A 22,630-nucleotide genomic window follows, 5' to 3' on the forward strand; every position below is an offset into this window, starting at 1 on the left:
CCTACCTTCCGCGCGAAAGCGGCGGCAGGCGCCGCTTGACCGGCGAGGCTTTGATCATCGCGGTGTTGGTCTCGGCGCGTTCGGCGACCCTGTCCAGGAGGCCGTCGAGTTCCGCCATCGAGCGGATGACCAGGCGGGCGATAAAACAATCCTCGCCGGTCACCTTGTCGCATTCGACGATTTCAGGAATTTCCTGAATAAGGCGCTCGACGAAATGCAGCTGCCCCGGCAGCGGCCGCACGCGGACGATGGCCTGTAGGGGATAGCCGACGGCGGCAGGATCGAGATCGATCGTGAAGGCCTTGATTACGCCGCGCTCCTCCAGCCGGCGCAGACGCTCGGCCGCACTCGGCGAGGAAAGCCCCACCTGCTGTGCCAGCTCCTTCAGCGAGGTCCGGGCGTTGCCGGCCAGCGCTTCGAGAATGGCCTGATCGATTTCATCGAGCGGCTGGGCATCGTTAGGCATGACCGTGGCTTTCCCTTTTATTATTAGGCTACAGCGATGAAGTTCGTTTTTATCATTATATAATTTCGCTCGTCGCCGCAATATTATCACCTCAGCAAAACGGAGGCCATTATGAGCGGCGACACCAAAAGAGGCACGGCGGAAATGGCGGCAGCGATGCTGATCTCGGGCACGATCGGCTGGTTCGTCGTCATGTCGGGCCAGCCGGTCAGCGGCGTGGTCTTCTGGCGCTGCCTGTTCGGCGCGCTCACCCTGCTTGTCATCTGCGGCGCGCTCGGGCTGCTGCGGCCCGGCATCCTCACGCTGCGCGCCTTCGCCATCGCCGTCTTTGGCGGCATCGCCATCGTCGTCAACTGGCTGCTGCTCTTCGCCTCCTACTCGCATGCGACGATCTCGATCGCCACCACCGTCTACAACACCCAGCCCTTCATGCTGCTGGTGCTCGGCGCGCTGTTTCTCGGCGAGAAGATCACCGCCGCCAAGCTGTTCTGGCTGACGCTCGCCTTTGCCGGCATGATGGCGATCGTCCAGGCAAAACCGGGCGGAAGCGGCGATACGTTCGCGAGCTACGGCCTCGGCATCCTGATGGCGCTCGGCGCGGCCTTCTTCTACGCGCTCGCAGCGATTGCCGCGAAGTGGCTGAAAGGCACGCCGCCGCATCTGATCGCGCTGATCCAGGTCGCAACCGGCATGCTGATGCTGGCGCCGATCACGGATTTTTCGCAGCCGCCTCAGGATGCCCGAAGCTGGGTGATCCTCGTTTCCATCGGCGTCGTCCATACCGGGCTGATGTATGTGCTGCTCTACGGCGCCATCCAGCGGCTGCCGACCCATCTGACCGGGGCCTTGTCCTTCCTCTATCCAATCGCCGCAATCCTCGTCGACCGGCTGGCCTTCGGCCACGCGCTGCAGCCGATGCAGATTGCGGGCGCCGCCATCATCCTGCTTGCCGCGGCCGGCATGAATCTCGGCTGGACGCCGCGCTGGCTGCGGCCGCGGGCGCTTCAGGGCTGACGAAAGGTGGGCGAGCACAGGGCGGCAGGCATTTCTTCTCGTGATGGACCCATCAACGCCGGGCGATTGATGGCAAGGCTGACCGGATATAAAACCCCGGGAAAAAGGAGCCACACATGAGCCTTGCCGCCTTGCTTGCCTATGCCGGAGCGCTGTTCATCGCAGCCGCCATTCCCGGACCCGGGATTACCGCCATCGTCGCCCGCGCGCTCGGCTCGAATTTCCGCGAGACCTTCTTCATGGGTCTCGGCCTGGTGCTTGGCGACATGACCTATCTCACCGCCGTCATTCTCGGTCTTGCCTTCGTGGCGCAGACCTTCACCGAGGTCTTCCTCGTCATCAAGATCGCCGGCGCCCTCTATCTCGCCTATATCGCCTGGAAGCTCTGGACGGCGGGGCTGCTGCCGCAGGACATCGCGGCGAAGAAATCCAGCAATATCGGCCTGTCCTTCCTCTCCGGCCTGCTGGTGACGCTCGGCAATCCGAAGACCATGCTGTTCTATGTCGCGCTGGCGCCGACGCTGATCGATATCGGCAATATCAGCCTCAGCGACTATGCGATGCTGCTTGCCGTCACCTTCGTCGTGCTGATTGCCGTGCTCGTGCCCTATATGCTGCTGGCCGCACGAGCCCGCACGATGCTGAGGGAGCCGCGCGCCCTGCAGGCGCTGAACCGGGTTGCGGCCGGCATCCTGGCCGGCACCGCCGCCTTCATCGCCACGCGGGCGGCCTGAAATAAACATTCGCCAAGAAACGGTTTTCAAAGCTTTTTTTCTCCGCGTCCGGCTCCGCCGGCATCAACGCGGGCTGGCCTCATTCGGCCTTTGCCCCTATTCTCCTTTCGATTTCAGGGACCGAAGTCCAAAGGGAGGCATCCATGTCGCACAAGCCCGGCCGCGGCCGCATCTATTCTTCGATCACCGAGACCATCGGCAACACGCCGCTGGTGCGCTTCGACAAGCTGGCGCGGGAAAAGGGCGTGGTGGCCAACCTGATCGGCAAGCTCGAATTCTTCAACCCGATCGCCTCGGTCAAGGACCGCATCGGCGTGGCGATGATCGAAAGCCTAGAAGCGCAGGGCAGGATCACCCCCGGCAAGTCGGTGCTGATCGAGCCGACCTCCGGCAACACCGGCATCGCGCTCGCCTTTGCCGCCGCCGCCAAGGGCTACCGGCTGATCCTCACCATGCCGGAAACCATGTCCGTCGAGCGCCGCAAAATGCTGGCGCTGCTCGGCGCCGAGCTGGTGCTGACCGAAGGCGCCAAGGGAATGAAAGGCGCGATCGCCAAGGCCGAAGAGCTGGCGGAATCGCTTCCCGACGCCATCATTCCGCAGCAGTTCGAAAACCCCGCCAATCCTGAAATCCACCGTAAAACGACGGCCGAGGAAATCTGGAACGACACCGACGGCACGGTCGACATCGTCGTCTCCGGGATCGGCACCGGCGGCACGATCACCGGCGTCGGCCAGGTCCTGAAAAGCCATAAGCCCGAAATCCAGATGATCGCCGTCGAGCCCGCCGATTCCCCCATTCTCTCCGGCGGCAATCCCGGCCCGCACAAAATCCAGGGCATCGGCGCCGGTTTCGCACCGAAAATCCTCGACACCGGCATCTATGACGAAGTCGTCACCGTGACCAACGACGAGGCCTTCGAACAGGCTCGCCTGGTCGCAAGGCTGGAAGGTGTGCCGGTCGGCATCTCCTCGGGTGCGGCACTGACGGCGGCGATCAAGGTCGGCAGCCGTCCGGAAAATGCCGGCAAGAACATCGTCGTGATCATCCCCTCCTTCGCCGAGCGTTATCTCTCGACGGCGCTGTTCGAGGGGCTGGGGAGCTAAAGTGGGCTGTAGCCGAGTCTTTCGGCCGGCGCTTTGTCGTGCAGAATGTCGGGGCGCTTCAGCGCCCCTTCTTTTGTGCCGTCATCTGCATCCCAATCGAACTGTGACGAAAGTTCTATGGCAGTCCGCAATAACGATTGCCGATGTCCAGCTGAGCTCGTTGAATGCAGGTGTTTGCCAACCTTCGCCATGACTTCCGACAGCGTCGCGTTCAGTCGGTTCAGCGCAGTGTGCTCCCTCGTCCGCTCCGGAGCATAGCGCGATATGATATACTCACGTTTTGTTGTCATTGCCTCCAGATGCAGGGCGGTTTTCTTTCTCAGTTTAAGTTTGGCAACGAACATTGGCTCAGCGAGGTTGTGCATCCGTTTTCGTATTTCCTCGGGAGCAACGCCCTCATAGCGCAGGAAGGCATTTAGGTAGAGTTCAATAGCGTGAATGGCGCACATTCGCGCCGGTGCGAGGGATAGTGCAATCTGCTTCCGACCCTCGTTGAACAGGAGTTTGGAAGCGTCAAAGTAGGCATTCGCCAAGTCTAGAACTTCCAAAGGATTGGCGTTTGAGCCCGGATATTCATTACTCATGGACATTCCCGGCAACAGGCTTTTCATCCGTCGCCTCCGACCGACTATGTCGAACGGACCGACATCATTCTCGAAATTTTTCCAGCCGAAGCCAATATTGTAAATAGCGACGAAGTGAGGAGAGGCTCTTACCGCTAACGGATAAGCAACACAGCGCAACCGCGATCGGCAGATCGCTGGCGGCCTGACGACTAAAAGTTCAAAATAGCTGCGCGCATTCGCCCTAAGCCGCCGCCGTCAACCTCTCCCCCGCGATCCGGTAGGAGATCGCCTCAGCCAGATGCAGGCGGCCGACCGTCGGTTTGCCGTCGAGATCGGCGAGCGTGCGGGCGACCTTGAGGACGCGGTGGTAGCCGCGGGCGGAGAATTTCATTTTTTCGGCGGCGTCGCGCAGGAGCTGCAGGCCGCCGGCGTCGGGTTCGGCGAGTTTCTCGATCATCGCGGTGGAGCAGCGGGCATTTGTGCCGATGCCCTTGGCGCCGGCGGCCTCGAAGCGCTCCTGCTGGATCTCGCGGGCGCGGGCGACGCGGCGGGCGACATCGGCGCTCGCCTCGGCGGCCATCGGGCGGATCAGGTCGGCGGCGGAGACGGCCGGCACGTCGATGCGGATATCGATGCGGTCCATCAGCGGGCCGGAGATGCGGGCCTGGTAATCGCTCATGCAGCGCGGGCCGCGGGCGCAGGTGTGGCCGGGTTCACCGGCCATGCCGCAGCGGCAGGGGTTCATGGCGGCGATCAGCTGGAATTTCGCCGGATAGGAGACGCGGTGATTGGCGCGGGCAATGACGCATTCGCCGCCTTCGAGCGGCTGGCGCAATGCGTCGAGCGCCTGCGGCGTGAATTCGGGAAATTCGTCGAGAAAGAGCACGCCGTGATGGGCGAGCGAGGCTTCGCCGGGGCGGGCGCGCAGACCGCCGCCGACGAGGGCGGCCATGGTGGCGGAATGATGCGGCGTGCGGAAGGGGCGGCGATCGGACAGCTTGCCGCCGGAAAGCTCACCTGCGATCGAATGGACCATCGACACCTCGAGCAGCTCGGCCGCCGAAAGCGGCGGCAGGATCGACGGCAGCCGGGCCGCCAGCATCGATTTGCCGGAGCCGGGAGGGCCGACCATCAGCAGATTGTGGCCGCCGGCCGCCGCTACTTCGAGCGCACGCTTGGCGCTTTCCTGGCCCTTGATCTCGGCGAGATCCGGCAGGTTGGCGGCATTGGCGCGGATCGACGCCTCCGGCCGCGACAGGACCTGGGTGCCGCGGAAATGATTGGCAAGGGCGATCAGGCTGCGGGGAGCGAGGATATTGACCTCGGCGCCGGCCCAGGCGGCCTCGGCGCCGCTTTCAGCCGGGCAGATCAGCCCCTTGCCGAGTGCATTGGCGCCGATCGCGGCCGGCAACGCACCTGCGATGGCGGCGATGGTGCCGTCGAGATTGAGTTCGCCGACGACGACATAATCCGACAGCGCATCGGCGGGAATGGCGCCAAGGGCCGCCATCAAGGCGAGCGCGATCGGCAGATCGAAATGCGAGCCCTCTTTCGGTAGGTCTGCCGGCGCCAGATTGACGGTCACCCGCTTGGCCGGCAGCGCCAGGCCGGAGGCGTGAAGGGCGGCCTGCACCCGCTCGCGACTTTCGGCCACCGCCTTGTCGGGCAGGCCGACGATCTGCATGCCGATCTTGCCGGGCGCGATCATGACCTGGACCTCGACCGGCACGCCTTCTATGCCCTGGAATGCCACCGTACTGACACGCGCGACCATATGCCCATCCCCTGCCCGCAAACTCTTATACCGCCCGCAACCCTTCAGGGCCAGCGGTTGCAATCTGGCACGGAAGCGTGAATAAAACAAGAACGATCAAGGAACGTTTTCGGATATGAATGGTGACCGGGGTTGTACCCGGTCACAGCAGGCGTAGGGCTGAGCCTCAGCCGCGTTTGCGCTCGATCGCATCCCAGAGCAGGCTTGCTATATCGGCGCCGCCGAACTTTTTCACCTCGCGGATGCCGGTCGGCGACGTGACGTTGATCTCGGTCATGTAATCGCCGATCACGTCGATGCCGACGAGCAGGAAGCCACGCTCCTTTAGCGCCGGGCCGATGCGTTCGCAGATTTCCTTTTCGCGCAGCGTCAGTTCGGTCGCCTCGGCGCGGCCGCCGACATGCATGTTGGAGCGGCTGTCATGCTCGGCCGGCACGCGATTGATGGCGCCGGCGAATTCGCCGTCGACCAAGATAATGCGCTTGTCGCCCTTGCGCACGTCGGGCAGATATTGCTGGGCGATGAAGGGCTCGCGGAACATCTGGCCGAACATCTCCAGCAGCGAGGAGAGATTGCGGTCGTCGCGGGTCGAATGGAAGACGCCGGCGCCGCCATTGCCGTAGAGTGGCTTCAGGATGATGTCGCCCATCTCGTCGCGGAAGCGGCGGATTTCGGCCGGGTCCTTGGTGATCAGCGTCTTCGGCATCAGGTCGGAAAATTCGGTGACGAAGATCTTCTCCGGCGAATTGCGCACCCAGGCCGGATCATTGACGACGAGCGTCTTCGGGTGGATGCGCTCGAGCAGATGCGTCGAGGTGATATAGGCCATGTCGAATGGCGGATCCTGGCGCAGCAGCACGACATCCATGCTGGAGAGATCGACGCGCTCGGGCGCGCCGAGTTCGAAATGATCACCCTTGACGTCGCGCAGCAGCATCGGCTCGACGCTGGCAAAGAGCTTGCCGTCGCGGAAGCTCAGGCGGTCGGGGGTGTAATGGAAGAGCCGGTAGCCGCGCGCCTGGGCTTCCAGGCTCATGGCGAAGGTGGAATCACCTGCGATATTGATGCCGGCGACATGATCCATCTGGACCGCTACATTGGTGATCTTGGCCATTTCCGTCCCTCGCTGAATGCCGGACAGATGTAGGTCGGCCCGGTATCAAACGCAACGGTCAATCAAGGCTTGCCGCCGCCGGTGGTCAGGCGGCGATCCCCTGGTTGCCGTTGTTGCGCAGCAGGTTGCGCAGGCGATAGGCTATCGCCAGGGGCTTCGGGAACGGCTTGCGCAGGAAGGCGACCTTGCGGACGTAATTGTCGACCCGCCAGCTTGCCCAGGTTCCGCCGGCGAAAAAGGCGACGTCGCCGGCGCATAGGGTTCGTTCGGTGCCGTCCTCGGCGGTGATATGAACTTCGCCTTCGAGGATCATCACCGTCTCGTCCCAGCCGAAATACCAGCGGAATTCGCCTGATGTGCAGTCCCAGATCGCCGTCAGCGAGGCCTCGTCATGGCCGCGCGAATGTTCGGCGGTGCGCGCCTCAGGATTGCCGCTGACGATCCAGTCCGGATTGATCGGCGTGGATTTGAGCGGCAGCAGGTCGCTTGCATGGGCGATGAAGGATTTCCCGGCCGGCTTCGCCACGGCATAAGGCACCGAACGCACAGCCATGGCGACCGCACTTGCAAACATCAGCTTCCAGGCCATGAAACAACCCCCCAATCATTACCCCTACGGCGATGCCATAGCAGAGAGTCGTAAGAAGCTTGTTCAAACCGGAACTAAAATTTTAACGATCCGAAAGCGCCGGACCGGGAATGACTAAAAAGCGTCCGGAAAATGGCGCGGCAAGCGGCCGGGCGTGACCGCGACGATATCATAGCGCTGGGAAAGACGGGCCTGATCCGCCTGGCGGGCGAGCCAGAGATCGCTTGCCGCCCGTATCCGCTTCTGCGCGGCGGCGGAGACGGCGTCGACGGCCGCCGCCTCGCCATGGCGGGCCTTGACCTCGACGAAGACGGCGAGATCGCCCTTGCGGGCGACGATATCGATCTCGCCGAGCCGGGTTCGGTGACGCAGCGCCAGGATGCGATAGCCTTTCAACATCAGGAAGATGGCCGCGGCATATTCCGACATCAGGCCGCGGCGCAGCGCCTTCCTTCTGATGGCGGTGAGGTCGTTATCGCCCATCGGCGCCCTTCATCTCCAAGAGGCGCTGATAGAGCGCCTTGCGCGGCAGGCCGGTGAGACGGGCGGCCTCGGTCGCGGCCTTTGCGGTCGGCATCGTCTTTGCCAGATCCGCCAGCACGGCCTCGACGTCGGCCTCCGGCGTCTCCACCGGCTGCGGCGGACCGACGACGAGAACGATCTCGCCCTTGACGTTGTCCACCTCCCGGTAATGGGCGGCGAGCTCGGCCAGCGTGCCGCGGCGGAACTCCTCATAGGTCTTGGTCAGCTCGCGGCAGACGGAGGCCGGCCGCGTGCCGCCCAGCACATCGGCGGCAGCAAGAAGCGTGGCGCCGATGCGATGCGGCGATTCAAAGAAGATCAGTGTCGCGGGGGCGGCGGCAAGTTCGCCCAGGCGGTCGCGGCGGGCCTTGTCCTTGGCCGGCAGAAAACCGGCGAAGAGGAAGGCGTCGCTCGGCAGGCCGGAACCGACAAGGGCTGCAAGCGGCGCCGAGGCGCCGGGGATGGGGACGACACGATAACCGGCTGCGATCGCCTGCTGCGCCAGCCGATAGCCGGGGTCGGAAACCAAAGGCGTGCCGGCATCCGACACCAGCGCCACCGACCGGCCGGCCTCCAGCGCCTGAATGAGGCGCGGCCCTGCCTCATCGGCATTGTGCTCGTGATAGGCGAAAGGACGGTTCTGGATGCCGTAGCGGTCGAGCAGAACGCGGGTGACGCGCGTATCCTCGCAGGCAAGAACGTCGGCGCTGGCCAGCGTTTCCAGCGCGCGCAGCGTGATGTCGCCGAGATTGCCGATCGGGGTGGCGACGAGATAGAGCGCCGGCTCCAGCGGCCGCGCCGGCACCGCCATATTGTGCAGGCGGAAGCTTCGCCGCGTCGCCGCCTCAGCCGTCGTTTCCTCGTTCATGCCGTTTGCTTTCGTCCCGCCGTCATCGAACCTCTATGGGGGAACCTTTATGGGCGAGCCGCACCGCTTCGGCAAGGGTTCGGATTTCTGTGAGGATTGCTCCGGAAAACCTGAAATGCGGGCCTCCCGGCGCCCATGCCTCTTGCAAACCGGTGCTGAAGTCTGCCATTTTGCCCGTCCACTCCCCCGACCTCAATCGGGAAAGCATTCTTCGGGTGCTCGATGCGCCCGGACAGTCACGGTCGAAAGCGGTAGCATCCCATGCGTATTACTATTGAGCGGTCAAACCTGTTGAAATCGCTGAACCACGTCCACCGCGTGGTCGAACGTCGCAATACGATCCCGATCCTGTCCAACGTACTGCTCAAGGCCGACGGCCAGAACCTCGACATGAAGGCGACCGACCTCGACCTCGAGATCACCGAGGCGACGCCGGCCAGTGTCGAGCAGGCCGGCGCTACCACCGTTCCCGCCCATCTTCTCTACGATATCGTGCGCAAGCTTTCCGACGGCTCGGAAGTGCTGCTGGCGACCAGCACCGACGGCGGCTCGATGACCGTGCAGTCCGGCCGTTCGAAATTCTCGCTGCAGTGCCTGCCGGAATCCGATTTCCCGGACCTGACCGCCGGCACCTTCACCCATTCCTTCAAGCTGAAGGCGACCGATCTGAAGATGCTGATCGACCGCACGCAGTTTGCCATCTCGACTGAGGAGACACGCTATTACCTTAACGGCATCTTCTTCCACACGATCGAGAGCAATGGCGAGCTGAAGCTCAGGGCAGTCGCGACCGACGGCCACCGGCTGGCGCGCGCCGATGTCAACGCGCCCCCGGGCTCCGAGGGCATGCCGGGCATCATTATTCCGCGCAAGACGGTCGGCGAGTTGCAGAAGCTGGTCGACAATCCGGAAGCGATCGTCACGGTCGAGGTTTCCGACGCCAAGATCCGCATGACGATCGGCTCGATCGTCCTGACCTCGAAACTGATCGACGGCACTTTCCCTGACTACCAGCGCGTCATCCCGACCGGCAACGACAAGGAAATGCGCGTCGACTGCACGAGCTTCGCCCAGGCCGTCGACCGCGTCTCGACCATCTCGTCCGAGCGCGGGCGCGCCGTGAAGCTGGCGCTGTCCGAGGGACAGCTGATGCTGACCGTCAACAATCCCGATTCCGGCAGCGCCACGGAAGAAGTCGCCGTCGGCTACGACACGGATTCGATGGAAATCGGCTTTAATGCCAAATACTTGCTCGACATCACCGCGCAGCTTTCCGGCGAGGAAGCGATCTTCCTGCTCGCCGATGCCGGCTCGCCGACGCTGATCCGCGACACGGCCGGCGACGATGCGCTTTACGTGCTGATGCCGATGCGCGTCTGACGGGAACGAAGGCCGCCTGCCGTTGTTTTCCTCCTGTCAAAACGGGAGGATCTCCTGATGAAAAAGACGGGAACTGTGCGCATCGGCATATCCGGCTGGACCTATGCGCCCTGGCGCGGCCAGTTCTATCCGGAAGATCTGCCGCAGAAGCAGGAGCTTTCTTACGCCGCCCGCCACTTCCCGTCGATCGAGATCAACGGCACCTTCTACAGTCTGCAGCGGTCCGAAAGCTTTGGCCGCTGGCGGGACGAAACTCCCGACGATTTCGTCTTCGCTGTCAAAGGCCCGCGCTTCATCACCCATATGCTGCGGCTCAGGGATATCGAAACGGCGCTCGCCAATTTCATCGCCTCCGGCCTGCTGCGGCTCGGCCCCAAGCTCGGGCCGATCCTCTGGCAGTTCCCGCCGAATATGTCCTTCAATCCCGATCTGTTCGAAAATTTCCTGTCGCTGCTGCCGCGCGACGGGGAAGAAGCGACAGCGCTCGCCAAGCGTCATGACGGGCACGTCAAGGGACGCGCCTGGCTCAAGAGCGATGAGCGCCAGCCGATCCGCCACGCCCTCGAGATTCGCCACGACAGCTTCCGCTCGCCCTCCTTCATCGACATGCTCAGGCGACATAACGCCGCCCTCGTCTGCGCCGACACGGTGGAATGGCCGCTGTTGATGGACATCACCGCCGACTTCCTCTATTGCCGCCTGCATGGTTCCGAACAGCTTTATGTCAGCGGCTATGAGGATGAAGCGCTCGATCTGTGGGCAGAGCGCGTCCGTGTCTGGGCACAGGGCGGAGAACCTGAGAATGCGACGCGGGTGCTTGCGCCCCTGCCGTCGCGCAAGAAGGGCCGCGACGTCTATCTTTATTTCGACAATACCGACAAGAAGCTGCGCGCACCCGTCGACGCCGCTCACCTCAGCGAAAGGCTTGCCGATCTCATGCCTCGTTCCGACCGAACGGCGGCATGAGCTGTTGATGCCGATGTCCTCGTTGCGAAAATCCTTGTCGCGGGAGCGACAACCAGCATATTAACACAGTCGATCAACGTGCGGATGGGTGGAGAAAAATGCGCTTAAGGGTCAAGGTGAAGGAACATTTCGGGAAGAGATTCGATGAGGAAATCCGCTTCTTCCGCGGCATGATGCAGGGGCCGAAGACGGTGGGCTCGATCGTGCCGACCTCCTCGATCACCGCCAAGCGCATGGCCAGCGTCATCGATATGCATTCGGGGCTGCCGGTCCTCGAACTCGGTCCCGGCACAGGCGCCATCACCAAAGCGATCCTCGGCCGCGGCGTGAAGCCGGACAATCTGGTGGCGATCGAATATTCGACGGACTTCCACCAGCATCTGCTGCGAACCTATCCCGGCGTGCACTTCATCAACGGCGACGCCTTCGATCTCCAGACGACGCTTGGCGCCTTCGCCGACCAGACGTTCGATTGCGTCATCTCCTGCATTCCGATGCTGAACTTTCCGATGGCGATGCGCGTCGCGCTGCTGGAAAGCTTGCTCGACCGCCTGCCGCCCGGCCGGCCGGTGGTGCAGATCTCCTATGGCGCGATCTCGCCGATCGCCGCCAATCCCGATCGCTACCATATTCAGCATTTCGACTTCGTCATGCGCAACATTCCGCCGGCGCAGCTCTGGATCTATAAGCGCGGCTGAGATGTTCGGGCTCTATATCACCCATCCGCAGGTCAGTATCGATCCGAACGTGCCGGTGCCGAAATGGGGGCTTTCCGATGTCGGCGCGGCGCGTGCCCGCAAAGCGGCCGAGAGCGGCTGGGCCAGGCAATTGCGGCGCATTGTCTCCAGCGACGAGACGAAGGCGATCGAGACGGCCGAAATCCTGGCGGAAGCCTCCGGCGTGAGGATCGAAATCGTCCACGGCATGGATGAGAACGACCGTTCGGCCACCGGCTTCCTGCCGCCGCCGCAATTCGAGGAGGCGGCCAACTGGTTTTTTGCGCATCCGGAAGAAAGCTTCAAAGGCTGGGAGCGTGCCGTCGATGCGCAGGCCCGAATCGTCGAAGCGGTGAATACGGTTCTCGCCACGCATGATCCGACTGCGCCCATTGCCTTCGTCGGTCATGGCGGCGTCGGCACACTGCTCAAATGCCATCTGGCGGGGAGGCTGATCGGCCGCGACCACGATCAGCCGCCTGGCGGCGGAAATCTCTATGCTTTCGGCCTTGCAGACCGCCGCTTATCATGCGACTGGACACCCATCGAAGACTGGCGGGGGTGAGTTGCAATGGACGCACGCGAGCGGTTGATCGTCGGCCTTGATGTTCCGACGGTCGGTGAGGCGGAAAAACTGGTTTCCACGCTCGGCGACGACATTCTCTTTTACAAGATCGGCTATCAGCTGGTTTTTGCCGGCGGGCTGGAATTCGCCCGTGATCTTGCCGCAAGCGGCAAGAAGATCTTTCTCGACATGAAGCTGCTCGACATCGACAACACTGTCGCCTCGGGCGTCGAAAACATCGCCAGAATGGGCATGTCGATGCTGACGTTGCATGCTTATCCCAAAGCAATGAAGGCGGCAGTCGAGGCTGCGGCCGGCTCCGGCCTCTGCCTGCTCGGCGTGACGGTACTGACCTCGATGGATGCCGACGATCTTGCCGATGCCGGCTACAACCAGGATCCGCACAGCCTGGTCTTACGCCGCGCCGCACAGGCGCGCGCGGCCGGCATGGGTGGTATCGTCTGCTCGGCGGCGGAGGCGGCCGAAGTGCGCGAGGTCCTCGGACCTGATATGGCGATCGTCACCCCCGGCATTCGCCCGGCCGGCAGCGACCATGGCGACCAGAAGCGGGTGATGACGCCTTTCGACGCATTGAAGGCGGGGGCGACCCACCTCGTTGTCGCCCGTCCGATCGTCAAAGCCCCTGATCCCCAGCATGCCGCCCGCGCCGTCCTCAACGAAATGGTGGGCGCGCTCTGGCCGGCAAACCGCTGACGAGAACCAAAGGGAGAAGATCATGGCCAAGGGATATTGGATTGCCCGCGTCGACGTTCGCGACGCCGAACGCTACAAGGATTATGTGGCGGCGGCCAAGCCCGCCTTCGAAAGATACGGCGCGAATTTCCTGGCCCGCGGCGGCGCGATCACTGAGCTCGAAGGCAAGGCGCGCGCCCGCAACGTCGTGATCGAATTCCCGTCGATGCAGCATGCCGTCGACTGCTATAATTCGCCGGAATACCAGATCGCCGCCAAGATCCGCCAGGAAGCGGCGGATGCGGAAATGGTCGTCGTCGAAGGCGTCTGAAGCACCCTCGCATCCGCAAAACTCGGCGTGCGATGGGCCTTCCCGTCGCGCTGGGATTGGGCTAAGACGGGTGCCGATACAGCATCCCGCACAGCCTTTCGAGGAACCTGCCATGACCCTTGCCAACCTGCCGCCGCTCGTCACCGTGTTCGGAGGGTCCGGCTTCGTGGGCAGGCACGTGGTCCGGGCGCTGGCCAAGCGCGGGTACCGCATCCGCGTCGCGGTGCGCCGTCCTGATCTCGCCGGCTTCCTGCAGCCGCTCGGCAATGTCGGCCAGATTTCCTTCGTGCAGGCGAACCTGCGTTATCGCAACTCGATCGACCGCGCCGTCGAAGGCGCAAGCCACGTCGTCAACTGCGTCGGCATTCTGCACGAGACCGGCCGCAACACCTTCGACGCCGTGCAGGAATTCGGCGCCCGCGCGGTCGCCGAGGCGGCGCGCAACGCCGGCGCGAGCCTCGCCCATATTTCGGCGATCGGCGCCAATGCCAATTCCGACTCGGGCTATGGCCGCACCAAGGGCCGCGCCGAGACGGCCATCCTCTCCATCAAGCCGGATGCGGTAATCTTCCGTCCCTCGATCGTCTTCGGGCCGGAGGACAGTTTCTTCAACAAGTTCGCCAAAATGGCGCGCATGTCGCCGGTCCTGCCGCTGGTTGGTGGCGGCAAGACGAGATTTCAGCCCGTCTATGTCGAGGATGTCGCCGAGGCCATCGCCCGCGCCGTCGACGGCAAGGTCCCCGCCGGCAAGGTCTATGAGCTTGGCGGGCCCGAGGTGCTGAGCTTCCGCGAATGTCTCGAGACGATGCTAAAGGTGACGAGCCGCAAGAACCCGCTCGTGTCCCTGCCCTTCGGCATTGCGTCGATGATCGGCAGCATCGCCTCGCTGATCCCATTCGTGACGCCGCCGATCACCCCCGACCAGGTGCGCCTGCTCAAGCGCGACAATATCGTCTCCGCCGAAGCCGAAGCGGAAGGCCGCACGCTGAAGGGCCTTGGCATTGCGCCGACCATGGTGGCCTCGGTGCTGGAATCCTACCTGGTGCAGTATCGTCCGCACGGCCAGTACACCGGCTCCGGAAAGGCTGCCTGAACAAATTTTTGCCTTCGACATAGCGCCGTTCGCGCATAGCGCGGACGGCGTTTTGCATTTTCGGCTGAAGCAAAGCCGGCGCAAGTTTCAAATGTTGGCCGTGCCGGTCATATCAAGTTCAGTTGCATAAAAGACGCAGCGGAAATTTTGTGGAATTAACGCCAAATTTAGCAGGAACGTTTATTGCTATTTGCCATTCCACTGACTACCAAACCCCGCGCGTCTCCAACGGACTCGACGCCTGCGTAAGCGTGCGGCAATCACTGTGAAAGGCAATACTCGATGGGCAAGTCAATCGCGCTCCTGTTTGCGTGTGCGGCGCTGGTTATCCTTGCAGGCTCCTTCGTCGCGTCCGGTTCGGTCGCGGCGGTAAAGGGCGGCTGCTCGCCGGCCTACGGCGTCGATCCTTGCTCGACGGCTTCGATCAGCCATTGACGAAAAGGCCGGCTTCGGCGCCGGCCTCATAGAGACAGATAGCGGCCGGAGCGTCTGAACCAGGATGTTCCCAAATAAGCGCTCGGTCTTGCCCGCTTCAAAAGCAGTGGATCCTTACTTTCTCAAACATTGCCAGATGGGACCGTTTGGGCCTGTCGCTTAGAAGTCACTTCGCGACATCTGACGGGCAATTGCATCCGCGCCTGGGAGACGCGCGAATGCAATGCGATGGGAATGGCTCAGGCGATCAGGCCTGATGTGGCCATGCCGAGCAGCAAAACGCCGAGAATGATGCGGTAGATGGCAAACAGTGTGAAGCGGTTGCTCCTGATATAGGCGAGCAGCCATTTGACCGCGATGAAGGCGACGATGGTGGAAACGATGAAGGCGATCGCCAGCGCCGTCCAGTCTTCGCCGGCCGCGCCGCCGTCACTGAACGTCTTCAGCAGCTCATAACCGCTTGCGGCATACATTGTGGGGATGCCGACGAGAAAGGCGAATTCCGTCGCCGCGGCGCGATTGCCGGTGCCGGCGAGCATGGCGACGAAGATCGTGGCGCCGGAGCGCGAGGTTCCCGGAAAGACACCGGCAACGATCTGGGCAATGCCGACCAGGATGGCGACGAGCCAGGTGATCTCCTTATGGGGAGCCTTACGCGCCGCAGCCCATTCGGCGAAGATCATCCAGATACCGCCGATAATCAGCGCCCAGGCGATCGGCGTCGCAGTTTCTGGAAGTTCGAAGCCGAGTCTCTTGACGACGAACCCGAGGATTGCGGTGATAAGAAAAGCGACGATCAGCTTGGCGGCATAGTCGCGATTCGCCGGCTCGCGCCAGCCGAGCACCAGATCCAGCAGGCGACGCCAGTAGATAATGGTCACCGCCAGGATGGCGCCGGCTTGAATGACAATATTGAACATGTCCGACCGATGGCCGAGCCATTGCTCCGCGATGATGAGATGGCCGGTGCTCGAAATCGGCAGAAATTCGGTGATCCCCTCGATGATACCGAGCAGGACGGCATTGATATAGTCCATAAATTGTCTCCGGTTTAAAGGTCTGTCGGACTTGAACAGCGCTTGAGCCGATCAGGCGCTGCATCTATCCTCAATCGCAAGACGGTTGTTTTATCCCTTGTCAGATGGCGTGGAAGCCGATTCGCTTGTATTGGCCGGGCCAAGCTCCTATAGCTTCAACCAATGAGTCACGACTAAGGCGCTATAAACGAGCTGCCACACAGTCCTGTAACAGCAATCATAAAGCCCGAGTATCGATGCCCACGCTTTATCATCATCCCATGTCCTCCGCATCTCGCTTCGTCCGGCTGATCCTGGCCGAATACGGCTATCAGGCGGATATGATCGAGGAGCAGACATGGGAGAAGCGCCGGGATTTCCTGGCGCTCAATCCGGCCGGCACGCTGCCGGTCTATGTCGACGACAGCATGCGCGCGCTCTGTGGCGCGACCGTCATTTCCGAATATCTCGACGAGACGCACGGCGTATTGAAGCGCGACCGGCGGCTGCTCGCCGAGGACCCTTTCCAGCGGGCAGAAATACGCCGGCTGAGCGAATGGTTCATGCAGAAGATGGAAAACGACGTGACGAAACCGCTCGCCCGCGAGCGTGTCTACAAGTTGCAGATGACATCAGATCAGGGCGGCGGAGCGCCGGATTCCAAGGTTTTGCGCACGGCACGCGCGAATATCCGCCAGCATATGCGTTATCTTACCTGGCTTGCCGGCTCGCGTCAGTGGCTGGCCGGCGAGCGGATGAGCTATGCCGATCTTGCCGCTGCCGCCTCGATCTCAATCCTCGATTATCTCGGCGAAATCGAGTGGGCCGACGCCCCTGTCGTCAAGGAATGGTATCAGCGGCTGAAGTCGCGCCCCTCCTTCCGGCCGATGCTGACCGAGCGCGTGCGCGGCCTGACCCCGGTTTCGCACTATGCCGATCTGGATTTCTGACGAGGGCTTTTCATGCCCGACAATGATGACAAAGAGCGCCGCCGCCGCGACAATTTGACCGAGTTCGTCCGGGCGGAATCCGCCGCCAGGGGCTTCGATCTGTGCCGCATCACCCGCCCGGACGCGATCCCTGAAGCGAAAGAGCGCCTCGGCGAGTTCATCGATGCCGGGCGCCACGGGACGATGGAGTGGATGGCGGAGACGCGCGACCGGCGCGGTGATCCGCTGACGCTCTGGAGCGAGGTCCGGTCCGTCGTCGTCTTCGGCCTCAACTACGCCCCGGAAGAGGATCCGCGCGGCATCCTCGACAAACCGGACAAGGCGGCGATCTCCGTCTATGCGCGCAACCGGGATTATCACGACATCATCAAGGGCCGGCTGAAGGAGATCGCCACGCGTTTTGCGGCACGCGCCGGCGCCGACGTGAAAGTGTTCGTCGATACCGCGCCGGTCATGGAAAAACCGCTGGCGGCAGCGGCCGGCCTCGGCTGGCAGGGCAAACATACCAATCTCGTCAGCCGTACGCATGGTTCCTGGCTGTTTCTCGGCAGCATGTTCACCACCGCCGACCTTAACGTCGATGCGCCGGAAACGGACCATTGCGGCTCCTGCCGCGCCTGCCTCGACATCTGTCCGACGGCTGCCTTCCCGGCGCCCTATCAGATCGATGCGCGCCGCTGCATCTCCTATCTCACCATCGAGCACAAGGGGCCGATCGACCCCGAGCTCAGGCCGCTGATCGGCAATCGCATCTACGGCTGTGACGACTGTCTTGCCGCCTGTCCCTGGAACAAGTTCGCGGTCTCGGCCTCTGAAATGAAGCTCAAGGCCCGGGACGATCTGAAGGAGCCGTCTCTCGCTTTTCTGCTGACGCTCGACGATGCCGCCTTCCGCGCCTTCTTCAGCGGTTCGCCGGTGAAGCGGATCGGCCGCGACCGCTTCATCCGCAATGTGCTGATCGCCGCCGGCAATTCCGGCCAGACGGCACTTATTGCGCAATGTCGCGAGCTCGCCGGCGATGCCGCCCCGGTGGTGCGCGGCATGGCGGTGTGGGCACTTTCCCGGCTGATGGAGGCTGGCGAATTCTCCATCTTTGCAGCAGAAAGGACCGATGAGAGCGACGACGATGTGCTGAACGAATGGCGGCTGGGGGGAGTGGACTGATGCATGTGATGATCTTTGGCTGCGGCTATTCCGGCACGGCGATCGCAAAGGCCTTCGCCGGCCAGGGCGTGCGCGTGTCCGGCACCACGCGCTCGGCCGACAAGATGGAGGGGTTGCGAGCCAACGGCATCGATGCGTTCCTCTTCGACGGCGAGACCATGGGAGACGGGTTGCGCCGGGCGCTGGAGAGCGTCACCCACCTCGTGCAATCGATCGCGCCTGGAAAGGCCGACCCGCTGTTGCGGCTGTTGGGCGACGACAGCGCCCGTCTCCTGCCCCGGCTCGAATGGATCGGCTATCTCTCGACGGTCGGCGTCTATGGCGATCACAAGGGCGCGTGGGTGAGCGAGGAAACGCCCTGCGTACCCGTTTCCGGACGATCAAAAGAGCGGCTCGAAGCCGAACAGGGATGGCTGGCGATCGGCCGGGAACGCGGAGTGCCGGCGGCGGTGCTGCGTCTTTCCGGCATCTACGGGCAGGGGCGCAACGCCTTCTGCAATCTGGAAAAGGGCACGGCGCGGCGGCTGATCAAGAAGGACCAGGTTTTCAACCGCATCCGCGTCGAAGATATTGGTGCGGCGACCCGCTTCCTGTCGGAACGCGGTCTCGGCGGCATCTATAATGTCACCGACGACCGGCCCGGCCCGCCGCAAGACGTGATCGTCGAGGCAGCCCGGCTGATGGGCGTCGAACCGCCGCCGGAGCAGGCATTCGAGACCGCAGAACTGACGCCGATGGCGCGCACCTTCTACGGCGAAAACAAGCGCGTTTCGAACGGGAAACTGAAGGCGGCCGGCTTCAAATTCTCTTTCCCGACTTATCCGATGTCGCTTGCGCAATTGTGGCAGGACGGACGCTGGCGCGGCTAGAGCCTGTAGCGACCACGGCTGGCCCGAAAGGAGTAGGAAATTCCTACTTTGCACGATCACAGGGACAAATTTCGCCCTGTATTATAGTTAACGGCCTTTAAATTTGCCCAAATGTGGCAATAAATATGGCAAAGCGAGAAAAGAATTTTCGCCGTTTTTGTGAATGGCGGCATTATGGCTTCAGCCTCGGAAAATTCATTCTCATTTTAACTGATTTCATTATGTTTTTTCCACATCGATGGGTCGCCGTCCATTTCCGTCATTATATCAATATGCTGACAAATGTTACAGGCTGTAACACTCCGTGAACGAGAGCGGCACTTTTTCGCCACTTTTGAGCAGATTTAAGCCCCGCCGCCTGCAAGGGCGTGAGTTCAATAGTTGAGGGATACTCTGTTTTGAAGAACATACGTCGTTCTATTATCGCTGCCGTAACTATTGCAGCCTGCTCTTCCATGCTTCCGGCGGAGAGTTTTGCTGGCAATGGCTGCGGCGGTGCTTCATGGTACGCGCTTCGCTCCAAAACTGCTTCCGGGGAACGTATGAACCCCGCCATCTTGACTGCCGCACATCGTTCGCTCGCGTTCGGCACCAAGGTGAAGGTCACCAACCGCAACAATGGCCGCACCGTCGTCGTCCGCATCAATGATCGCGGGCCGTTCATTCGGGGACGCGTGCTCGATCTGTCGCGCGCCGCCGCACAGAATATCGGCATGGTGAGCTCAGGCACGGCGAAAGTCTGCTACCAAGTGATCAGCTAAAGCTGACACTCGAAGTTAACAGCTAAGGCTGACAGCGCCGTACAACCGGCTGCGCCCTGACCGGCGCTTGCTCTTGCCGCCAATCGCGGTTACCACGCGGTTGAAACTTGTCAACAATCCGCCCGGCCTGTGCGGATCGTTCGCACGTCATGGCAACAGGAGATATGTGAATGCGTCTGGGCGGCCGCCTCGAAGGGGCGATTTCTGTGCTCGCGGATATCGATGCCCGCAAGCGGCCCGTCGCCGACGCGCTCAAGGACTGGGGCCTCGCGCACCGCTTTGCCGGTTCCGGCGATCGTGCGGCGATCGGCAACATCGTCTACGACGCCTTGCGCATGCGGCTTTCCCATGCCTGGCTGATGGATGACGACAGCGCTGCGGCCATCGCCCACGCCGTCATGTTTCGCCAATGGGGCTTCACGCCCGATCGCCTCGTCACCGAACTGACGGACGACAAGTTTGCGCCGCCGCCGCTTTCAGCTGATGCCCTCGCCGCCTTTGTGAGCCGCTCGCTCGACGATGCGCCGCCGCATATCCGCGGCGATATTCCCGAATGGATCCAACCCTCCTTCGAACAGGCCTTCGGCGCCGGCTGGCTCGCCGAGGCACAGGCGCTCGCGGCGCGCCCGACACTCGATCTGCGCGCCAACATCCTGAAGGCCTCCCGCGACAAGGCCGTCAAGGCGCTCGAACGCGCCGGCGCACATGCTGCGAAGATAGCCCGCTACGGCATCCGGATTGCCGCCGGCGAAGGCGCCTCGCGCCTTCCCAACGTGACAGCCGAGCTTTCGTTCCAGAAAGGCTGGTTCGAGGTTCAGGACGAGGGTTCGCAGATCGTCGCCGACCTGGTGCTGGCCAAGGACGGCGAACAAATTCTCGACTATTGTGCCGGCGGCGGCGGCAAGACCCTCGCCATGGCGGCCGCCATGCAGAACAAGGGACAGGTTCACGCCTATGACGCCGACCGCAAACGGCTGGCGCCGATCATCGAACGGCTGAAGCGGGCGGGCACGCGCAATGTCCAGGTGCATGACGACGCCAGGGGCCTATCCGGCCTTGCCGGGCGCTGCGACAAGGTGCTGGTCGATGCGCCGTGCACCGGAACCGGCACATGGCGCCGCCGCCCCGATACGAAATGGCGGCTGACGGCGAAGAACCTCGACGAACGCACCGCCCAGCAGCAGGATGCGCTGGCGCAGGCGAGCGGCTTCGTCAAACCGGGCGGCGAGCTGATCTATGTCACCTGCTCGGTTCTGCCTCAGGAAAACGAGGAACAGGTGCGCCGTTTTACCGCCGGCAATGCTGATTTCCAGATCGTCAGCGCCCTGCCCGCCTGGGACGCGCTCTTCGGCAAAGAGGCCCCGCGGCCGCACTCGTCCGACGGCCTGACGGTGACGCTGACGCCTGCCTCCACCGATACCGACGGCTTCTTCTTCTGCCGTATGCAGCGCAAAGACTAACCCGCGGCGAGGAGCGCGGTGTTGCCTATTTTTCCAGGCGAATGCCCTGCAATACAAGCGTGTTTGTGGCCCCTCTTCATCCTTAAAACCGTTCCAAACTAGAGCATTTGACACCAGTTTGCTTTTGCGCGAAGAGACGGAGCCCCGATTAGACGGAAGATCCGTCACAGGAGAGGATCATGAAGCTCAACAAACTCCGCGCAGCCGTGCTGGCGATCGCCCCCGCAGCCCTGCTCGCTCTTCCCGCGCATGCCGCGACCGATGCGGCGGCCGTGGTGAAACATTATGCCGACGTGGCGCATGCGAAATACGAAGACTCGCTGACGACGGCAAAGGCGCTCGATGCCGCGATCGACGCCCTTCTGAAGGCGCCGAGCGATGCGACGCTCAAGGCGGCCCGGGAGGCCTGGATCAAGGCCCGCGTCCCCTACCAGCAGACGGAAGTCTATCGCTTCGGCAATCCTGTTGTCGACGAGTGGGAAGGCAAGGTCAACGCGTGGCCGCTCGATGAAGGCCTGATAGACTATGTCGATCCCTCCTACGGCACCGAGAGCGACGAAAACTCCCTCTATGTCGCCAATGTCATTGCCAACAAGACGGTCAAGATCGACGGCAAGGATGTCGACGCCTCGAAGCTGACGCCGGAATTCCTCTCCGGCACGCTGCAGGAGGCCGGCGGCATCGAAGCCAATGTGGCAACAGGCTACCACGCCATCGAATTCCTGCTGTGGGGCCAGGATCTGAACGGCACCGGTCCCGGCGCCGGCAATCGCCCGGCAACGGATTACGATCTCAAGAACTGCACGCACGGCAATTGCGACCGCCGCGCCGAGTATCTGAAGTCCGCCGCCACGCTGCTGGTCTCCGACCTGCAGGAAATGACCGACACCTGGAAGCCGGACGGGGCTGCGACGAAGAACGTCGAAGCCGATCCGAAGGCCGGCCTCGTCGCGATCCTGACGGGCATGGGTTCGCTCTCCTACGGCGAGCTTGCCGGCGAGCGCATGAAGCTCGGCCTGCTGCTGCACGATCCTGAGGAAGAGCATGATTGCTTCTCCGACAATACCTACAATTCGCATCTCAACGACGCGATCGGCATCGCCGCTGCCTATACCGGCAACTATACCCGCGTCGACGGCACCAAGCTCACGGGCCCCTCGCTGCATGACCTCGTGGCCGCCAAGGACAAGGCGCTCGATGCCGAGATGGAAGGCAAGCTCAACAAGACGCTCGATGCGATGAACGCCATGGCCAAGCGCGGCGAGACGGTCGAGAAGTACGACCAGATGATCGGTGAGGGCAACAAGGAAGGCAACGCCGTCGTCCAGGCCGCCATCGACGGGCTGATCGACCAGACGAAATCGATCCAGCGCGTTATTGCCGCACTCGATCTCGGCACGGTTCAGCTTGAAGGTTCCGACAGCTTGGATAATCCTAACGCTGTCTTCAAATAAGCAAAAGGCGGGCCGCTTCGATGA

The 22,630-nt window shown here is 62.5% G+C and carries 25 protein-coding genes; 17 read left to right on the plus strand and 8 right to left on the minus strand.

The window, feature by feature from the left end:
* Position 1: 1 nt before the first annotated feature.
* Positions 2-466 (minus strand): Lrp/AsnC family transcriptional regulator, encoded by a 465-nt coding sequence (locus tag A7X77_RS02495; protein ID WP_064681420.1) that lies wholly within the window; start codon positions 464-466, stop codon positions 2-4.
* A gap of 111 nt (positions 467-577) precedes the next feature.
* Here A7X77_RS02495 and A7X77_RS02500 point away from each other — a divergent pair, with 111 nt between their 5' ends.
* The 3 genes from A7X77_RS02500 (at position 578) to cysK (ending at position 3,320) form a co-directional block, all read left to right on the plus strand.
* Positions 578-1,480, plus strand: a complete 903-nt coding sequence (locus A7X77_RS02500) for a DMT family transporter (protein ID WP_064681421.1) — start codon at positions 578-580, stop codon at positions 1,478-1,480.
* Positions 1,481-1,596: 116 nt separating this feature from the next.
* The gene (locus A7X77_RS02505; RefSeq protein WP_064681422.1) at positions 1,597-2,214 is read left to right on the plus strand and encodes a LysE family translocator; all 618 of its coding nucleotides are present in this window, start codon (positions 1,597-1,599) and stop codon (positions 2,212-2,214) included.
* 143 nt (positions 2,215-2,357) lie between these two features.
* The gene (gene cysK, locus A7X77_RS02510) at positions 2,358-3,320 is read left to right on the plus strand and encodes a cysteine synthase A (RefSeq protein WP_064681423.1); all 963 of its coding nucleotides are present in this window, start codon (positions 2,358-2,360) and stop codon (positions 3,318-3,320) included.
* Here cysK and A7X77_RS02515 read toward each other — a convergent pair.
* The 6 genes from A7X77_RS02515 to rsmI all read right to left on the minus strand — a co-directional run bounded on the left by A7X77_RS02515 (position 3,317) and on the right by rsmI (position 8,753).
* Positions 3,317-3,931 (minus strand): hypothetical protein, encoded by a 615-nt coding sequence (locus A7X77_RS02515; RefSeq protein ID WP_245293697.1) that lies wholly within the window; start codon positions 3,929-3,931, stop codon positions 3,317-3,319. The genes cysK and A7X77_RS02515 overlap by 4 nt on opposite strands.
* A gap of 196 nt (positions 3,932-4,127) precedes the next feature.
* Positions 4,128-5,660, minus strand: coding sequence for a YifB family Mg chelatase-like AAA ATPase (locus tag A7X77_RS02520; protein ID WP_064681424.1), 1,533 nt, complete (start codon positions 5,658-5,660; stop codon positions 4,128-4,130).
* 166 nt (positions 5,661-5,826) lie between these two features.
* On the minus strand, positions 5,827-6,774 hold the full coding sequence (gene gshB / locus A7X77_RS02525; protein ID WP_064681425.1) for a glutathione synthase: 948 nt from the start codon (positions 6,772-6,774) through the stop codon (positions 5,827-5,829).
* Positions 6,775-6,859: 85 nt separating this feature from the next.
* A complete protein-coding gene (locus tag A7X77_RS02530; RefSeq protein WP_064681426.1) occupies positions 6,860-7,363 on the minus strand; it encodes a cupin domain-containing protein in 504 nt (167 codons plus the stop codon).
* A 114-nt stretch (positions 7,364-7,477) separates the two neighbouring features.
* Positions 7,478-7,846: a YraN family protein gene (locus A7X77_RS02535; RefSeq protein WP_064681427.1), complete on the minus strand. Its 369-nt coding sequence runs from the start codon at positions 7,844-7,846 to the stop codon at positions 7,478-7,480.
* Complete coding sequence (gene rsmI / locus A7X77_RS02540; protein WP_064681428.1) at positions 7,836-8,753, minus strand: 16S rRNA (cytidine(1402)-2'-O)-methyltransferase; 918 nt, start codon at positions 8,751-8,753, stop codon at positions 7,836-7,838. Before rsmI ends, A7X77_RS02535 begins: the two co-directional genes overlap by 11 nt.
* A 261-nt stretch (positions 8,754-9,014) precedes the next feature.
* Here rsmI and dnaN point away from each other — a divergent pair, with 261 nt between their 5' ends.
* From dnaN to A7X77_RS33360, 8 genes are all read left to right on the plus strand, one after another.
* Positions 9,015-10,133 (plus strand): DNA polymerase III subunit beta, encoded by a 1,119-nt coding sequence (gene dnaN, locus A7X77_RS02545; RefSeq protein WP_064681429.1) that lies wholly within the window; start codon positions 9,015-9,017, stop codon positions 10,131-10,133.
* 54 nt (positions 10,134-10,187) lie between these two features.
* Positions 10,188-11,099 carry a DUF72 domain-containing protein gene (locus A7X77_RS02550; RefSeq protein ID WP_197486781.1) on the plus strand — a complete coding sequence of 304 codons (912 nt, stop codon included), beginning with the start codon at positions 10,188-10,190 and terminating at the stop codon, positions 11,097-11,099.
* Between the two features lie 98 nt (positions 11,100-11,197).
* Positions 11,198-11,797 carry a phospholipid N-methyltransferase PmtA gene (gene pmtA, locus A7X77_RS02555; RefSeq protein WP_064681431.1) on the plus strand — a complete coding sequence of 200 codons (600 nt, stop codon included), beginning with the start codon at positions 11,198-11,200 and terminating at the stop codon, positions 11,795-11,797.
* A gap of 1 nt (position 11,798) precedes the next feature.
* Entirely contained in the window at positions 11,799-12,380 is a 582-nt protein-coding gene (locus A7X77_RS02560; RefSeq protein WP_064681432.1) for a histidine phosphatase family protein, read from the plus strand.
* A 6-nt stretch (positions 12,381-12,386) separates the two neighbouring features.
* Positions 12,387-13,094: an orotidine-5'-phosphate decarboxylase gene (pyrF, locus tag A7X77_RS02565; protein WP_064681433.1), complete on the plus strand. Its 708-nt coding sequence runs from the start codon at positions 12,387-12,389 to the stop codon at positions 13,092-13,094.
* Between the two features lie 22 nt (positions 13,095-13,116).
* Positions 13,117-13,404 (plus strand): DUF1330 domain-containing protein, encoded by a 288-nt coding sequence (locus A7X77_RS02570; protein ID WP_064681434.1) that lies wholly within the window; start codon positions 13,117-13,119, stop codon positions 13,402-13,404.
* A gap of 112 nt (positions 13,405-13,516) precedes the next feature.
* Positions 13,517-14,497: a complex I NDUFA9 subunit family protein gene (locus tag A7X77_RS02575; protein WP_064681435.1), complete on the plus strand. Its 981-nt coding sequence runs from the start codon at positions 13,517-13,519 to the stop codon at positions 14,495-14,497.
* 282 nt (positions 14,498-14,779) lie between these two features.
* Positions 14,780-14,932, plus strand: a complete 153-nt coding sequence (locus A7X77_RS33360) for a hypothetical protein (RefSeq protein WP_003570911.1) — start codon at positions 14,780-14,782, stop codon at positions 14,930-14,932.
* Between the two features lie 239 nt (positions 14,933-15,171).
* Here the strand turns inward: A7X77_RS33360 and A7X77_RS02580 are convergent, their stop codons facing one another.
* Complete coding sequence (locus A7X77_RS02580) at positions 15,172-15,969, minus strand: undecaprenyl-diphosphate phosphatase (protein ID WP_064681436.1); 798 nt, start codon at positions 15,967-15,969, stop codon at positions 15,172-15,174.
* A 236-nt stretch (positions 15,970-16,205) separates the two neighbouring features.
* Here A7X77_RS02580 and A7X77_RS02585 point away from each other — a divergent pair, with 236 nt between their 5' ends.
* The 6 genes from A7X77_RS02585 (at position 16,206) to A7X77_RS02610 (ending at position 22,606) form a co-directional block, all read left to right on the plus strand.
* A complete protein-coding gene (locus tag A7X77_RS02585) occupies positions 16,206-16,898 on the plus strand; it encodes a glutathione S-transferase family protein (RefSeq protein WP_064681437.1) in 693 nt (230 codons plus the stop codon).
* Positions 16,899-16,910: 12 nt separating this feature from the next.
* Complete coding sequence (queG, locus tag A7X77_RS02590) at positions 16,911-18,062, plus strand: tRNA epoxyqueuosine(34) reductase QueG (protein ID WP_064681438.1); 1,152 nt, start codon at positions 16,911-16,913, stop codon at positions 18,060-18,062.
* Positions 18,062-18,931 (plus strand): SDR family oxidoreductase, encoded by an 870-nt coding sequence (locus A7X77_RS02595; RefSeq protein ID WP_064681439.1) that lies wholly within the window; start codon positions 18,062-18,064, stop codon positions 18,929-18,931. Before queG ends, A7X77_RS02595 begins: the two co-directional genes overlap by 1 nt.
* 398 nt (positions 18,932-19,329) lie before the next feature.
* Positions 19,330-19,692 (plus strand): septal ring lytic transglycosylase RlpA family protein, encoded by a 363-nt coding sequence (locus tag A7X77_RS02600; protein ID WP_064681440.1) that lies wholly within the window; start codon positions 19,330-19,332, stop codon positions 19,690-19,692.
* A 170-nt stretch (positions 19,693-19,862) separates the two neighbouring features.
* Complete coding sequence (locus A7X77_RS02605) at positions 19,863-21,152, plus strand: RsmB/NOP family class I SAM-dependent RNA methyltransferase (RefSeq protein ID WP_064681441.1); 1,290 nt, start codon at positions 19,863-19,865, stop codon at positions 21,150-21,152.
* 179 nt (positions 21,153-21,331) lie between these two features.
* Positions 21,332-22,606 (plus strand): imelysin family protein, encoded by a 1,275-nt coding sequence (locus tag A7X77_RS02610; protein ID WP_064681442.1) that lies wholly within the window; start codon positions 21,332-21,334, stop codon positions 22,604-22,606.
* Positions 22,607-22,630: the final 24 nt, after the last annotated feature.

Origin of the sequence: Rhizobium bangladeshense, assembly GCF_001662075.1 — a bacterium.
GTDB lineage: Bacteria > Pseudomonadota > Alphaproteobacteria > Rhizobiales > Rhizobiaceae > Rhizobium > Rhizobium bangladeshense_B.

Coding starts and splice junctions, on each gene's coding strand:
- A7X77_RS02495 (WP_064681420.1), bottom strand. CDS start 466: ATGCCTAACGATGCCCAGCCGCTCGATGAAATCGATCAGGCCATTCTC.
- A7X77_RS02500 (WP_064681421.1), top strand. CDS start 578: ATGAGCGGCGACACCAAAAGAGGCACGGCGGAAATGGCGGCAGCGATG.
- A7X77_RS02505 (WP_064681422.1), top strand. CDS start 1,597: ATGAGCCTTGCCGCCTTGCTTGCCTATGCCGGAGCGCTGTTCATCGCA.
- cysK (WP_064681423.1), top strand. CDS start 2,358: ATGTCGCACAAGCCCGGCCGCGGCCGCATCTATTCTTCGATCACCGAG.
- A7X77_RS02515 (WP_245293697.1), bottom strand. CDS start 3,931: ATGAAAAGCCTGTTGCCGGGAATGTCCATGAGTAATGAATATCCGGGC.
- A7X77_RS02520 (WP_064681424.1), bottom strand. CDS start 5,660: ATGGTCGCGCGTGTCAGTACGGTGGCATTCCAGGGCATAGAAGGCGTG.
- gshB (WP_064681425.1), bottom strand. CDS start 6,774: ATGGCCAAGATCACCAATGTAGCGGTCCAGATGGATCATGTCGCCGGC.
- A7X77_RS02530 (WP_064681426.1), bottom strand. CDS start 7,363: ATGGCCTGGAAGCTGATGTTTGCAAGTGCGGTCGCCATGGCTGTGCGT.
- A7X77_RS02535 (WP_064681427.1), bottom strand. CDS start 7,846: ATGGGCGATAACGACCTCACCGCCATCAGAAGGAAGGCGCTGCGCCGC.
- rsmI (WP_064681428.1), bottom strand. CDS start 8,753: ATGAACGAGGAAACGACGGCTGAGGCGGCGACGCGGCGAAGCTTCCGC.
- dnaN (WP_064681429.1), top strand. CDS start 9,015: ATGCGTATTACTATTGAGCGGTCAAACCTGTTGAAATCGCTGAACCAC.
- pmtA (WP_064681431.1), top strand. CDS start 11,198: ATGCGCTTAAGGGTCAAGGTGAAGGAACATTTCGGGAAGAGATTCGAT.
- A7X77_RS02560 (WP_064681432.1), top strand. CDS start 11,799: ATGTTCGGGCTCTATATCACCCATCCGCAGGTCAGTATCGATCCGAAC.
- pyrF (WP_064681433.1), top strand. CDS start 12,387: ATGGACGCACGCGAGCGGTTGATCGTCGGCCTTGATGTTCCGACGGTC.
- A7X77_RS02570 (WP_064681434.1), top strand. CDS start 13,117: ATGGCCAAGGGATATTGGATTGCCCGCGTCGACGTTCGCGACGCCGAA.
- A7X77_RS02575 (WP_064681435.1), top strand. CDS start 13,517: ATGACCCTTGCCAACCTGCCGCCGCTCGTCACCGTGTTCGGAGGGTCC.
- A7X77_RS33360 (WP_003570911.1), top strand. CDS start 14,780: ATGGGCAAGTCAATCGCGCTCCTGTTTGCGTGTGCGGCGCTGGTTATC.
- A7X77_RS02580 (WP_064681436.1), bottom strand. CDS start 15,969: ATGGACTATATCAATGCCGTCCTGCTCGGTATCATCGAGGGGATCACC.
- A7X77_RS02585 (WP_064681437.1), top strand. CDS start 16,206: ATGCCCACGCTTTATCATCATCCCATGTCCTCCGCATCTCGCTTCGTC.
- queG (WP_064681438.1), top strand. CDS start 16,911: ATGCCCGACAATGATGACAAAGAGCGCCGCCGCCGCGACAATTTGACC.
- A7X77_RS02595 (WP_064681439.1), top strand. CDS start 18,062: ATGCATGTGATGATCTTTGGCTGCGGCTATTCCGGCACGGCGATCGCA.
- A7X77_RS02605 (WP_064681441.1), top strand. CDS start 19,863: ATGCGTCTGGGCGGCCGCCTCGAAGGGGCGATTTCTGTGCTCGCGGAT.
- A7X77_RS02610 (WP_064681442.1), top strand. CDS start 21,332: ATGAAGCTCAACAAACTCCGCGCAGCCGTGCTGGCGATCGCCCCCGCA.